Raw genomic sequence first — 13,331 nt, 5'->3', positions numbered from 1 at the left:
TTCGTTGCGGCCGAGTATAACACGGCCTAAGCCGGCCGTACTGCCTTACAACTGATAAATACCTTCGGCCTGGATGTAGTCGTATACAGACTTCGGCAACCATCGTTTCAGATCTGGGTGTTTAGGCTGTGATACTAAGTAATCCCTGATCTGACTTGAAGATATAGGTATTTCTTGCTGCTGGATAAAGGCAATTCTTCCAGCCTCGGTTTGGCTTAGCGCATTAGCACTATCAACTTGGCGAGGCGCTAAGAAGTCTCGCAGCTCTGGTGCGAGTACCCGGTTGTATCCGGGACGATTAAGAACCAGTAAATTGGCATAATCAAATAGCTCTCGCCACTTGTACCATCGGTCTAAATGAATTAAAGAATCCATACCAAGCACAAAGATACGCGAGTCATGGGGGGATTCGTTAGCAAACTCTTGTAGACTAAGTAAGGTATAGCTTGGCTCTTGGCGCTTCAATTCGCGGGTATCTAGTTGCAAATTCGGCGATTGAGCCACGGCAAGTTCTAAGCAACGAAGGCGCTGCTCAGGCAAGCAGAACTGTTTTTGTTTTAGCGGCGACAATGCATTTGGTAACAGAATTGCTTCGCAAGGATCGAATTCTTGCTTCAGTGATTCGATATGCTGTAGATGCCCTAGATGGATAGGGTCAAAACTACCGCCAAAAATTAACTTAGTGTGGAGCTTGGACATAATTGGGTTTGACCATTAACAACATACAACGCTCTAGCAAATGCCAAGCCCACGCTGCATCAAAGGTTTTCAGAGCTATATCAATTTGGGCTAGTAATTCGTAGGCTGAAGCTAACTGTTGTTGGCTTAGAGAGTGGCTTGCATTTCGCAGCATGTTTTGGCGTTTTGACCAAATTCTAAATCGTTGGAACACACTGCGTTCAGCTTCGCCGTTCCACAAGGCTTGAATGCATTTAAAGTCATTGCTTAGCCCCCAGTTGACGAGTAATAAACTATCACTTTGCTGTTGTTGGAGTTGATGCGCGATATGTAAGCTACGGCGCAGGTCCATCTGTAGCATGGCGTCGACAAGGTGAAAGGCCGTAAAATGACTGGCTTGATCGAGGCAATTCTCAATGTCGTGAATGCTAAGTGCGTGTTGCTTCTTACCGTGACTTAACAAAGCGATGGTTTGAATTGCTTGTGACATCGCTGGTAAGTTTCCCTCGTAATAATGAGAGAGCAGTTCAACGCGGTCGTTACTGGGTTCTATTTGATTATTCTTAAGCCGCTGGACTATCCAACGATTGAGTTGTTGTCCTTCTGGTGCATAGACCATAACCAGTAAGCCCTGTTGCTCAAGTGAGACGTACCAGTTTTGTTTCTCAACACTTTTGTTTAATTTGCTAAAACTTAGCAATAGGCGACAATCAGCTTGGAGCAACTGCATTACCCGCTCTAGCTGCTGATTGATGCTTTTATCCGGGCTTTGTTCAAAGTGGATCTCAACTAAGCGTTGTTGGGCAAATAATGAGAGCTCTTGAAAGGCATCGATGACGTCTTCCCAACGAAAATCGCTATCAAAGTTGAAGCGTAAACGCTCTTCAAGCAAACCCTGTTGTCGCAAGGAATTCCTAATTGCGTCGCAACTTTCAAGTTTGATTAAAGGTTCCTCACCAACAACTGCGTAAGCCAAGCAAGCTTTATCTAGATACTGGTTTAAACGATCTGCGTAAATTTTAGTCAAATTGGATCGCAGCCAATTGACGAATGATTTGATCCGCAGCTAGACCATTAATTTCCTTATCCAACATATCTTCTTCACGTTGCTTGGCTAAAGAGCTCAGTGGGTTGTCTTGAAAATCACGGTGCATTTTCACGTTTATAGGGTAAACCTGGTTGTTATGCTTTGGCGAGATTAATGATGAATTGATGCGATAACTCATTTCATATTCCGCAACTTGGCCGTTTTCATAGAGCGATAAAGTTCGTTTCGTTCTTGATACTCTTCCTAAACGCAGAGTTGGGTAGTCATCGCTAGGCTCAGCCATTAATTGTGTACCATTAAGCTCTAAACGACGGCGTACTTCACGGTGGATAGGCGAATATTTTTCGCCACCACTGACATACATACGATTGAGCTCTTCTGACATCAAGTAGTCACCGCGCAGCTGGAAACCGCAACCCGAGAGGGTTGCGATAACAATGCTGACAAAAACAATCTGAACTGCTTTAATCGACATGCATTTAGACCTTAATTTGCAACAATATTAAGAAGTTTACCGGGTACAAATATCACCTTACGGATGGTTTTTCCTTCGGTAAATTTCTGAACGTGTTCATCATTCATTGCTAGCGTCTGCACTTGGTCTTGATCCGCATCAGCGGCAACCGTCAAGCGGCAACGAAGCTTACCATTGACTTGAACAATTATAAGTTTACTACTTTCAACCAAGGCTTTTTCGTCAGCTAGCGGCCAGTCAACGGTATCTATTTCTTCTTGATTACCTAGTAGACGCCAAATCTCTTTGGAGATATGTGGTGTTATAGGGCTAAGCATTAGTACTACTGCTTCGATGGCTTCTCGCATTAATGCTCGATCTTGTTCGTGCTCTAAGCTTGCTTTGCCTAGTTTGTTCATCAATTCCATTATGGCTGCAATTGCCGTATTAAAGGTCTGACGACGACCAACATCATCACTTACTTTAGCGATAGCTTTGTGCAAATCACGACGCAATTCTTGTTGAACAGCGCTTAGATTTTCAACATCTAATTTGGAGTGTTCGCCACTGTTACTGTAGTCGAAAGCCAGTTTCCATACCCGGCGCAGGAAGCGCAAGGAACCTTCAACAGCGCTATCTTGCCATTCAAGTGTTTGTTCAGCAGGTGCTGCAAACATCATAAATAGGCGCACGGTATCAGCACCGTAACGGTCAACCATTTGTTGGGGATCAATGCCGTTGTTTTTTGACTTAGACATTTTGCTCATGCCCGCATAAGTCAGAGTTTTACCGTCAGTTGTAGCAGCTGAAGTAATACGACCTTTTTCGTCTTTTTCGCATACCGCATCGCTTGGAGATACCCAAACCTTGCCGCCTTTCTCATCTTCATAATAGAAGGCGTCAGCGAGTACCATGCCTTGTGTAAGTAGTTTCTTAAACGGTTCGTCAGACTCAACTAAGCCGCTATCACGCAATAGTTTGTGGAAGAATCGCGCATATAGTAAGTGCAAAATGGCATGCTCAATGCCTCCGATATATTGATCAACGGGTAACCAGTAGTTGGCTTGTTCTGGATCAAGCATGACTTCATCTTGATTCGAGCTACAGTAGCGAGCGTAGTACCAGCTTGACTCCATAAAGGTGTCAAAGGTATCGGTTTCATGGAACGCTTCTTCGCCTTGGTAAGTTGTTTTAGCCCACTGCGGATTTGACTTGATTGGCGAGCTAACGCCATCCATAACCACATCTTCAGGTAAGCGCACCGGCAGTTGGTCTTCAGGTACGGGCACCACGTCACCATTTGGCAAATTTAGCATGGGGATTGGAGTGCCCCAATAGCGTTGGCGCGATACGCCCCAATCTCGCAATCGGAAGTTTACGGTTTTACGACCTTTGTTTTGAGCTTCAAGCTTACTGGATATGGCATCTAAGGCTGCTTGGAAATCTAAGCCATCAAATTCACCAGAGTTGAATAGAATCCCTTTTTCTGTATAAGCAACTTCGCTGATGTCTACATCTTGGTCGGCAGGTTTGATAACCGCTTTTATGTCTAGGCCGAAAGTCTTAGCAAACTCATAATCGCGTTGGTCGTGTGCGGGTACTGACATTACGGCGCCTGAGCCATAATCCATCAGCACAAAATTAGCTGCCCATACTGGGATTTGCTCACCGCTAATTGGATGAATTGCTTTTAAACCGGTATCAACACCTTTCTTTTCCATCGTTGCCATATCAGCTTCGGCAACTTTGTTGTTACGACAGTCATCAATAAAACTCGCTAGTTCCGGATTGTTGACAGAGGCTTCAACAGCTAAAGGATGAGCAGCAGCCAATGCTACATAGGTTACACCCATTAACGTGTCAGGGCGGGTGGTGTAGATATCAAAGCTATCGTCGCGCCCAGCAAGACCAAAGGTCATTTCTACGCCTTCAGAACGACCTATCCAGTTGCGTTGCATGGTCTTAACTTGCTCTGGCCATTCATTTAGCTGATCTAAATCATCAAGTAACTCTTGAGCGTAATCAGTAATCTTAATGAACCATTGCGGTATTTGCTTTTGTTCAACTAAGGCTCCAGAGCGCCAGCCGCGACCGTCGATAACTTGCTCATTGGCGAGTACAGTTTGGTCAACCGGATCCCAGTTAACCGTAGCCATTTTCTTATAAACCATACCTTTGTCATATAGTTTGGTGAAGAACCATTGCTCCCAGCGATAGTAATCAGGGCGGCATGTGGCCAGCTCGCGGTTCCAATCATATCCAAAACCTAGCTGTTTTAATTGGGTCTTCATGTACTCGATGTTTTCGTAAGTCCACTTCGCTGGCGCAGTATTATTATTGATTGCTGCGTTTTCAGCGGGTAGACCGAATGCATCCCAACCCATGGGTTGGAGAACGTTTTTACCCTGCATGCGTTGATAACGCGAGACCACATCACCAATAGTGTAGTTGCGTACGTGACCCATGTGCAGTCGTCCGCTTGGATACGGGAACATTGATAGGCAATAAAACTTTTCCTTGCTAGCGTCTTCGGTGACGGCAAAAGTTTGGTCTTTATCCCATTGTTCTTGGATGCGGGTTTCGATATCGCGCGGACTATATTGCTCTGACATGTGTGGCATTGCTGAGTACTTCCAGTTGTTCCGGGTTTTCCGGCATGATGCAAATCAGCATAGGATACCGAGTACGCCTTACAACAACAATACTCCTTGTGCTATGAAGTGTTTTTTCTATGCTTAAAGTTGTGATTTAGAGCGCTTTTATTCAAGCGATTGCTCGTTAGAGTTAAAACTAGCCGCTAGGAGGTATGAAATGTCAAAATTTACCGATGTATATCAGCAGGTGATTAAAGATATTGGGCAACGTTTAAATGGGGAAAACAATCCAAGTAGTGAAGAGCTAAAAAGCTTACTAGAAAAAAGTTCGCAATACATTAATGCAGCTCAAGAGCTCAGTAAAGATGAGATAGAACTTGTTAAAGTCTATGTGAAACGCGATATTGCGCAGTGGCAACAAGATTATCGAGAAGATTGGCAAGCCAGCCCATCGATGGGGTTATTGGAGGATAGTATTTGGCATTGGTTAGGCAAAGTAAGTGACCCAAGTCAAATCGCGTGGCATGACCTAAGTGAAGATCTAAAACACCAAGGTATTTATAAAAGTGGTGAGCGATTAGGTTTGGGACTTATAGAATGTACTAAGTGTGGGTACCAACATGCGATTTGGCACCCAGAAAAGCTTAGCCCTTGTCCAAAGTGCCAACATGATAGTTATCAGCACTTACCGCTGGATCAGCTATTTGCCTTTGAATCTAAATCGGTAGACAACCAAAACCAATAGCATTACATATAATAGCGGACGCTCTCCCCAACGTTGGAACGGGGTGAGCCCCTGGGCGCCTGTTATATTGGCAACTAAGGTTGCTTCTTCAAAGCTTGCTGCCTTAGCGTTTATTTGGCCGCGACGGTCTATGATGGCGGTCACGCCGCTGTTTGTTGAGCGAATTACTGGTCGCTGCAATTCAAGAGCGCGCATTTGAGCTATTTGCAAATGTTGCTCGGGACCGATTGATGAGCCAAACCAAGTATCGTTACTAACCGTGATGATTGCATCGCTGTGCTTATTCGCATATTTTCTAACTAATTCGCTAAAAGCAATTTCATAACAAATTGCGGGTATCCATTGTTGGCCTTTAACCACTAGATTTTTTTGAGTGCTATCACCTCGAGCAAACGACGACATCGGAAGGTTAAAAAAGGGAGCCAAGGGCCTTAAGATGGTTTCAAAGGGGACAAACTCTCCAATAGGGAGTAGGTGTTGCTTATAATATCGATTATCCCCTTCAAACTCATAACTGAGCTGCTCATGTTCGGTACTCTGATCGGTGTTAGGTAAGGTGTATTGTCCAAGCGTAATCATCGCGTTATAAAAATGATTGCTTTGGTAATCTAGCGCGATGATTCCAGTAACTAAAGCTTGTTGGCGCTCTAATAGTCGGCGATCAAGTGATTCCAAAAAACCTAAGGTTTCGAATTCGGTTGCTGCAATAGCTGATTCTGGCCAAATGATAACGTCAGCTTGGGGTTGGGCAAGGCTCAATTCTTGATAGCGCTGTAGCATCGGTACTCGATTTTTGCGTAACCATTTCTGATTGAGATCAATGTTACCCTGGACAAGTGCGAGCTCAAGGCTAGAACTATCTTTTGTCCATTGAATGGGCTTAACAATCATCAATGCAACTGCGCTTAGCACAATAAGGGCTGCAAGGGGCAAGCGATGTTTAGGGTTCAAAAAACCATAGGCTAGGATGCCGGAAAGCACAAAAGTTGCAGCGCTGACCCCAAGTACACCTAGATAGGGTGCGAATGCTGAAAGCGGCGATGCCAACTGCGAATAACCAGGTTGAAGCCAAGGAAAGCCGGTTAGTAGCCATGAGCGTAGCCATTCGGTTAAAAGCCAACAGCTAGGTAGGTAAACTAAGTAAAAACCTATGGAGTAATTTCGCGCCCAGCGAAAGGCGAGATGCATCGCTAAACTAGGGAATAGGGACAGGTAGCTTACCAACAACAGCATTAACCCTAAACTAGCTGCGAGCGGCATTCCTCCAAATTGAGCCATGCTTACATGTACCCAAGAAACACCGTAACCAAACCAACCTAACCCATAAACGAAACCAAGTTTTCCTGGGTGATTGTGGTGACTCGCTAGGAGCCATAAGCCAGCAAGGCTTAGTGGCATTATTGGCCAGATATCAAAAGGAGCAAACGAAAATGGGGTGCTAAGGCCTAATAAAAAAGCTAGCAGGTAAGCCTGCCAGCTTTTGAGCGTTGAAAGCGCCAATAGATTAATCCTGATTAAGGGTTACCACGGTGCCTTTTGGGACTGTCACGCGTAGTTGATTTAAGCGCCGGCGGTCTGCACTTTTGACTTTAAATTTAAATCCATCGATTTTTATGATTTCACCTTTAGCCGGCAGGTGACCAAAAGCGTGTGTCACTAAACCACCAATGGTGTCTACTTCATCACTATGAAATGAACACGAAAACTGTTCGTTGAAGTCTTCAATTTCGGTTAGCGCGTTGACTGAATAAGTGCTGTTGTTAATGCGCTTTACATCGTCGAGCAAGTCTTCAGCCTTGGCGAATTCATCTTCAATATCACCGACAATTAGTTCTAAAATATCTTCAATGGTCACTAATCCTGAAACGCCACCAAATTCATCAACCACAATTGCCATGTGATAACGCTTGCTGCGAAACTCTTTGAGAAGTTTGTCGATGCGTTTACTCTCGGGGACAACCACTGCAGCGCGAATGGTCTCGCCAATGAGTAAGGTTTCAGCATTGTCATCAAAACTATACTGCAATAAATCTTTCGCAAGCAGTATTCCTTCAATATGGTCTTTGTCTTCGTTGATCACGGGAAAGCGCGAGTGACGCGCTTTGATCAGCTTTGGAAGCGCCTTACTGATGGTGGTATTGACATCGATAGTCACCATTTGCGAACGCGGGATCATAATATCCCGCACCCTCAATTTGGTGATGTCTAATACTCCTTCGAGCATATCGGTAGTATTACTATCGATTAATTCTCGTTGATTCGCATCTTTGATTAGTTCTACGAGTTGTTCTTTGTTTTTCGGCTCGCCTGAAACCAATTGTGCTAGTTTTCCTAGCAAAGATTTTTTAGAGGAGCCGTTGCTCGAGTTTGGGTCGTCGTTCATTCGCTTCTTGTTTTAACAGTTATAAATAAGGATCAGCAATGCCCATGCTGTTTAAGATTTCGACCTCAAGGGCTTCCATTTCTTCAGCATCGTGATCATCGATATGATCATAACCTAGCAAATGCAGGCAGCCATGTACAAGCATATGCGACCAATGATTGATCTCAGGCTTGTTTTGTTCAGTAGCTTCTTTAGCAATAATGGCTTGGCAAATCACTAAATCACCGAGTAAAGGCAGCTCTATACCCGGGGGAGCGATAAAGGGAAATGACAACACGTTGGTTGGTTTATCTTGATCCCGAAACTCATGATTTAAGGTCTGACTTTCGTCTACATCAACAATGCGCACTGTTATTTCGGCTTGTTCTCGAAACCGACTCAGTACAGATTCAACGCAGCTTTGAATATAAGCTGGTTCAGGAATCGATTGTTGGTCCTTGCAGGCAATTTGCAAGTCGACGTCAAAACTCATAACGGTGCCTTGCTATTGGATTGCTGAGCTTTTTCGCGAGCTTGCAAGCGTAAACGTTCTGCTAACTGCTCTTTTAAGTCAGCTTTTTCGTAAGCAAGAACAATACTAGCAACCACTGGATGACGCACAACATCTGCAGCTTCGAAGTGATTAAAGCTTAAAGCCTCAACTTCATTGAGCACTTCCATGCAGTGGCGTAAACCTGACTTCTGATGTTTTGGTAAGTCAATCTGGGTTACATCACCAGTAATCACTGCGCGCGAATTAAAGCCTATGCGAGTTAAGAACATTTTCATTTGTTCAGGGGTCGTGTTCTGGCTCTCGTCAAGGATAATAAAGGCATCGTTTAAGGTACGGCCGCGCATATAAGCAAGTGGTGCAACTTCAATTATGTTTCGTTCTATGAGTCGTTCAACTTTTTCGAAACCAAGCATTTCGAATAAGGCGTCATAGAGAGGGCGTAAGTAAGGGTCAACTTTCTGGCTTAAGTCGCCGGGTAGAAATCCTAGTTTCTCACCTGCTTCAACAGCAGGCCTTGTCAAAAGAATCCGACGCACTTCTTGACGCTCTAGTGCATCGACAGCGCAAGCAACAGCTAAGTAGGTTTTCCCGGTACCGGCAGGGCCGATCCCAAAGGTGACGTCATGACGTAAAATATTGGCTACGTAATTTGCTTGATTGTCACCGCGTGGTTTGACGACGCCACGTTTGGTTTTTATGTTTAATTCTTTGGAGTAGCTTTGTGCGGCGTGATCGGATTCTAGTGCATTACTTTGCTGAATTGCCAAATGGACTTGCTCAGGATCTAACTCCGTCACTTTTTTGCCTTTAAGACCTTGTGTTTCTACATAAAGCTTTTTCAATATGTCTGCACATGCAAGGGTTGCTCGTGAAGGGCCGATGATACTAAATTGATTGTTGTGGTAGGAAATCTCAAGCCCAAGACGGCGTTCGATTTGCTTTATATTGTCATCAAATGGGCCGCACAAACTGGCTAAACGTTGGCTATTTGCTGGCTCTAGGTGGATCTCTATATTACTAGTCTGACTCAAAATAGTCCTTGTTGGCCGCTACGCGGCCAAGTTTCGAGGGATGTTTAAGCAGGGGTAAAGGTACTTACGCCAAGTTCATCCGCTTGTCCCTCTTGGGATTTCTCAATAATGCTAGATGGTGACATCGCATCACGTAGCTTCATCTCTGACTCAACACGTACAAGTTCGCCACGTAAGGAGTGGGCAAACACATCTTTGATTTTTACATCAACAAATTGTCCAATGCAATCGTGTGGCCCCTCAAAATTGACAACGCGGTTGTTTTCAGTGCGACCCCGAAGCTCCATTGGGTTTTTCTTGGATGGACCTTCAACCAAAATACGCTGCTCAGTAACAAGCATTCTACGACTAACTTGCATGGCTTGTTGATTGATACGATCTTGCAAAATATAGAGTCGTTGTTTTTTCTCATCGTCACTGACATCGTCAGGTAAATCAGCGGCAGGCGTTCCAGGGCGTGCACTGTAGATAAAACTATAGCTCATATCGAAGTTTATTTGTTCTATCAACTGCATGGTGTCCAGAAAGTCGGCTTGGGTTTCTCCTGGGTAGCCAACTATGAAATCGGAGCTTATTTCTATATCCGGCCTAGCGACTTTTAATTTACGAATTATAGATTTGTATTCCAAGGCGGTATGACTGCGTTTCATTAAAGTCAGAATACGGTCGCTGCCACTTTGTACCGGTAAATGTAAAAAGCTAACTAATTCTGGTGTATCGGCATAGACATCAATAATGTCATCGGTGAACTCAATAGGGTGACTGGTTGTGAAACGAATTCGATCAATACCATTAATTGAAGCAACATAACGCAGTAATTCAGCAAAACTACAAATGCTCTCGTCGTGTTGTAATCCTCGATAAGCATTTACATTTTGTCCGAGTAGATTAACTTCTCGAACTCCTTGCTCGGCTAGGGTGGCAACTTCGTAAAGTACGTCGTCTAAGGGACGGCTAACCTCTTCACCACGGGTGTAGGGGACAACGCAAAACGAGCAATATTTGCTACAGCCTTCCATAATAGAGACAAACGCTGTGGCTCCATCTGCCTTTGGTTCGGGCAAACGGTCAAATTTTTCGATCTCGGGGAAACTTACGTCCACTACTGCTTTCTCACCAGCTTGCACTTGTGCAATCATTTCAGGCAAGCGGTGCAGGGTTTGGGGGCCGAATACTATATCTACATAAGGTGCGCGCTGACGAATGGCTGCTCCCTCTTGTGAGGCAACACAACCACCCACCCCAATAACTAAGTTAGGATTTTTTTTCTTAATATTTTTCCAGCGACCAAGCTGATGAAATACTTTCTCTTGAGCTTTTTCTCTAATCGAACAGGTGTTGAGTAGCACGACATCTGCATCTTTTGCTTCGTCGGTAAGTTCATAGCCGTGGGTCGCATCAAGTAAGTCCGCCATTTTGGACGAATCGTACTCGTTCATTTGACAGCCCCAAGTTTTGATGTGAAGTAATTTGGCCATAAGTTGCTCTATTTCTGTTCAGATTTTTAAGGAGCGGCATTTTAAACCTTTGTTGGAGGGAATGCCAGTTCATGGCTTAATCTAAATGGGATTAATCTAGGCAAGTAAGGAATTAGGTAAACGGTGTGTCAAAACGATTGCTGGGCTGCACTATAAGGGAGTAAAAACGCAGTCTTTGGTATACTGTTGCTTATAGAGCAATTTTAAAGGTTTAGGGTTTGAAAAACTACGATTCAATTGTCATCGGCGGGGGAATGATTGGAGCAGCTAGCGCTTTAGGGCTGGCTAGACTTGGTCAGCGGGTTTTAGTTGTCGAAGCGTGTCCACCAGTGGCCTATCAAGCCAGTCAAGCGATTGATCTTAGAGTTAGCGCGCTGAGTCATCAAAGCATTGCACTGCTAGAGCGTCTAGGCGCATGGCAGGCCGTAGAAGCCATGCGGCATGCCCCTTATCGCAGTTTGCAAGCTTGGGAAAATCCAGAGCAAGTTTTAAGTTTCGAGGCTGATGATGTTGGCCTAGAGAATTTAGGTTCGATTGTAGAGAACCGAGTTATACAACTTGCACTTTGGGATCAGCTTGAAGCATTTAATGTTGAGTTTGTTCAAAGTGATAGTAGTAAGCTAGTTTCTATCTCAGAGCATGACTGTCAAATTCTACTAGGCGAGCAACAAGTGAAAGCCAAAAGACTACTAGTTGCTGACGGAGCTCTCTCTAGTATGCGCAGCCAACTTGGAATAGCCACGAGTGGATGGAATTATCGACAGCATTGCTTACTCATAAATATTGAGTTAGATGCACCGCAGCAAACTACAACATGGCAACAGTTTAATCCTTCGGGACCCCGGGCCTTATTGCCCTTGCCCGGACAAAAAGCAGCCTTGGTCTGGTACGATACTCCAGCCCAAATCAAAACGCTTAAAGCACTATCCTCAGCTGCTTTAAAACTCACCATTAAGGAACAGTTCCCACAGCTACCAGGTAACTTTGAGATTTCCAACTTTGCCAGCTTCCCATTAACTCGCATGCACGCAAAATCTTATGTTAAAGATTGTGCGGTGTTGCTTGGTGATGCTGCGCATACCATTCATCCGATGGCAGGGCAGGGAGTTAACTTGGGCTTTAAGGATGTTGAAGCTCTTCTCGAGTCGATAGCTGAACATGGTAAATCGGTGGACAACTTTGCCTTAGCGAATTATCAACGCCAACGACGTCGTGACAACCTTTTAATGCAATCGATGATGGATGGTTTCTACTTAGGCTTTTCAAATGACAATCCGCTAGCGAAAGGATTGCGTAAAGTTGGATTAAATCTGGCGCAAAAAAGTGGCCCTCTAAAACTCGTAGCTTTGCGCTATGCGCTTGGATTAGCGCCTTTATAAGGCGTTTAAGAGCGTCCTTTTTTAGCTTTTTTACTGAGGATTTTGGTGATTTTATAGTCTACAGTTTGGGGGCTCGCAATACAGGGACTTGGTGCTTATACAAATCGTTCAAATTATTAACTCAACTTCGTCGACCACAATTTCTGATATCAGCGTCAAAAATGGTGTCATTAGGTCAACTAGTAACTGCAATTCTTTCCTTGATCTAAGCAATTCTATATACGACTAATAAAGACCAACAAATTAATAGCAATGGTATTAGATAGATTCCTGGGGGATGAATTATTTTAACGCTAATAGTGGCTTGGTTCTGTGCTTGGTTCTGTGAGTGCTTTGGCGCACACAATGAAATTAAATCTTGAGTCGGGCGATTGAAGATTGTAGTTATAGACTTTTAGAAGTGATGCTGCTGTGTGCAAAGTTCGGTTGAGTAGCTGTTATTTGTTGGGTAAGGGAGCTTAACTGCTGGGGGACAAAGACTATTAGAACGTACTCAACATTAATGGTGCGGAAGGAGAGACTTGAACTCTCACGCCGCGAAGCACTGGAACCTAAATCCAGCGTGTCTACCAATTTCACCACTTCCGCATCAAAATGTTGTTGTTCTCAAAGATGGTGCGGAAGGAGAGACTTGAACTCTCACGCCGCGAAGCACTGGAACCTAAATCCAGCGTGTCTACCAATTTCACCACTTCCGCATCTTTGTTCTCTTAAGCCAAAACTTAAGATGGTGGCTATGGCGGGACTTGAACCTGCGACCCCAGCATTATGAGTGCTGTGCTCTAACCAGCTGAGCTACATAGCCAACATATTCAAGTAACTCCCGAAGAAGCCATCTGAACTGTTTATCTTACTCTCATCCGAAAATAAAAGTAAAATTTGGTAACGATTACGAATTACCGCATCGCAAAACTTTCGTTACAAATAACCAAAGTCTAAAGGTTGGCAGGGATAGTGGGTTTGAATCTACGACATATTGCGCATCAAACTCTATCCTACCGACTCTCGTTACGAATAACCAAAGTCTAAAGGTTGGCAGGGATAGCAG

At 44.3% G+C, this 13,331-nt stretch carries 11 protein-coding genes and 3 tRNA genes; 2 read left to right on the top strand and 12 right to left on the bottom strand.

Going from position 1 to position 13,331, the window contains the following annotated elements; all coding sequences use genetic code 11:
* Positions 1-45: 45 nt before the first annotated feature.
* From nadD to leuS, 4 genes are read right to left on the bottom strand one after another with little or no spacing between them, the layout of a single operon-like run.
* Positions 46-699, bottom strand: a complete 654-nt coding sequence (gene nadD / locus DBZ36_RS20000) for a nicotinate-nucleotide adenylyltransferase (protein ID WP_120356764.1) — start codon at positions 697-699, stop codon at positions 46-48.
* Positions 680-1,705, bottom strand: a complete 1,026-nt coding sequence (holA, locus tag DBZ36_RS19995) for a DNA polymerase III subunit delta (protein WP_158589160.1) — start codon at positions 1,703-1,705, stop codon at positions 680-682. Before holA ends, nadD begins: the two co-directional genes overlap by 20 nt.
* Positions 1,698-2,201, bottom strand: a complete 504-nt coding sequence (locus tag DBZ36_RS19990; RefSeq protein ID WP_120356762.1) for an LPS-assembly lipoprotein LptE — start codon at positions 2,199-2,201, stop codon at positions 1,698-1,700. Before DBZ36_RS19990 ends, holA begins: the two co-directional genes overlap by 8 nt.
* An 11-nt stretch (positions 2,202-2,212) precedes the next feature.
* A complete protein-coding gene (gene leuS, locus DBZ36_RS19985) occupies positions 2,213-4,792 on the bottom strand; it encodes a leucine--tRNA ligase (protein ID WP_120356833.1) in 2,580 nt (859 codons plus the stop codon).
* A 199-nt stretch (positions 4,793-4,991) separates the two neighbouring features.
* Here leuS and DBZ36_RS19980 point away from each other — a divergent pair, with 199 nt between their 5' ends.
* Positions 4,992-5,519 carry a zinc ribbon-containing protein gene (locus DBZ36_RS19980; RefSeq protein ID WP_120356761.1) on the top strand — a complete coding sequence of 176 codons (528 nt, stop codon included), beginning with the start codon at positions 4,992-4,994 and terminating at the stop codon, positions 5,517-5,519.
* Here the strand turns inward: DBZ36_RS19980 and lnt are convergent.
* From lnt to miaB, 5 genes are read right to left on the bottom strand one after another with little or no spacing between them, the layout of a single operon-like run.
* On the bottom strand, positions 5,475-7,019 hold the full coding sequence (gene lnt, locus DBZ36_RS19975) for an apolipoprotein N-acyltransferase (protein WP_147395052.1): 1,545 nt from the start codon (positions 7,017-7,019) through the stop codon (positions 5,475-5,477). The two genes, DBZ36_RS19980 and lnt, sit on opposite strands and share 45 nt — an antisense overlap.
* 4 nt (positions 7,020-7,023) lie before the next feature.
* Entirely contained in the window at positions 7,024-7,902 is an 879-nt protein-coding gene (corC, locus tag DBZ36_RS19970; RefSeq protein WP_120356759.1) for a CNNM family magnesium/cobalt transport protein CorC, read from the bottom strand.
* Between the two features lie 19 nt (positions 7,903-7,921).
* Complete coding sequence (ybeY, locus tag DBZ36_RS19965; protein ID WP_120356758.1) at positions 7,922-8,374, bottom strand: rRNA maturation RNase YbeY; 453 nt, start codon at positions 8,372-8,374, stop codon at positions 7,922-7,924.
* Positions 8,371-9,429, bottom strand: coding sequence for a PhoH family protein (locus tag DBZ36_RS19960; protein ID WP_120356757.1), 1,059 nt, complete (start codon positions 9,427-9,429; stop codon positions 8,371-8,373). The genes ybeY and DBZ36_RS19960 overlap by 4 nt, the downstream gene beginning before the upstream one ends.
* A 41-nt stretch (positions 9,430-9,470) precedes the next feature.
* The gene (gene miaB, locus DBZ36_RS19955) at positions 9,471-10,904 is read right to left on the bottom strand and encodes a tRNA (N6-isopentenyl adenosine(37)-C2)-methylthiotransferase MiaB (RefSeq protein ID WP_120356756.1); all 1,434 of its coding nucleotides are present in this window, start codon (positions 10,902-10,904) and stop codon (positions 9,471-9,473) included.
* Positions 10,905-11,122: 218 nt separating this feature from the next.
* On the opposite strand from miaB, the gene DBZ36_RS19950 reads away from it, so the two are divergent.
* On the top strand, positions 11,123-12,283 hold the full coding sequence (locus DBZ36_RS19950) for an FAD-dependent oxidoreductase (RefSeq protein ID WP_120356755.1): 1,161 nt from the start codon (positions 11,123-11,125) through the stop codon (positions 12,281-12,283).
* A gap of 503 nt (positions 12,284-12,786) precedes the next feature.
* Here DBZ36_RS19950 and DBZ36_RS19945 read toward each other — a convergent pair.
* The 3 genes from DBZ36_RS19945 to DBZ36_RS19935 form a co-directional block, all read right to left on the bottom strand.
* Positions 12,787-12,871, bottom strand: a tRNA-Leu gene (locus tag DBZ36_RS19945).
* A 25-nt stretch (positions 12,872-12,896) separates the two neighbouring features.
* Positions 12,897-12,981 (bottom strand) — tRNA-Leu (locus tag DBZ36_RS19940).
* A 30-nt stretch (positions 12,982-13,011) separates the two neighbouring features.
* Positions 13,012-13,088 (bottom strand) — tRNA-Met (locus tag DBZ36_RS19935).
* Positions 13,089-13,331: the final 243 nt, after the last annotated feature.

Origin of the sequence: Alginatibacterium sediminis (assembly GCF_003610775.1) — a bacterium.
Lineage (GTDB): Bacteria > Pseudomonadota > Gammaproteobacteria > Enterobacterales > Celerinatantimonadaceae > Alginatibacterium > Alginatibacterium sediminis.
Note: the sequence above shows the minus strand (reverse complement) of the source record. Positions and strands in the feature narration are given on the sequence as shown.

Coding starts and splice junctions, on each gene's coding strand:
- ybeY (WP_120356758.1), bottom strand. CDS start 8,374: ATGAGTTTTGACGTCGACTTGCAAATTGCCTGCAAGGACCAACAATCG.
- miaB (WP_120356756.1), bottom strand. CDS start 10,904: ATGGCCAAATTACTTCACATCAAAACTTGGGGCTGTCAAATGAACGAG.
- leuS (WP_120356833.1), bottom strand. CDS start 4,792: ATGTCAGAGCAATATAGTCCGCGCGATATCGAAACCCGCATCCAAGAA.
- DBZ36_RS19980 (WP_120356761.1), top strand. CDS start 4,992: ATGTCAAAATTTACCGATGTATATCAGCAGGTGATTAAAGATATTGGG.
- DBZ36_RS19990 (WP_120356762.1), bottom strand. CDS start 2,201: ATGTCGATTAAAGCAGTTCAGATTGTTTTTGTCAGCATTGTTATCGCA.
- corC (WP_120356759.1), bottom strand. CDS start 7,902: ATGAACGACGACCCAAACTCGAGCAACGGCTCCTCTAAAAAATCTTTG.
- nadD (WP_120356764.1), bottom strand. CDS start 699: ATGTCCAAGCTCCACACTAAGTTAATTTTTGGCGGTAGTTTTGACCCT.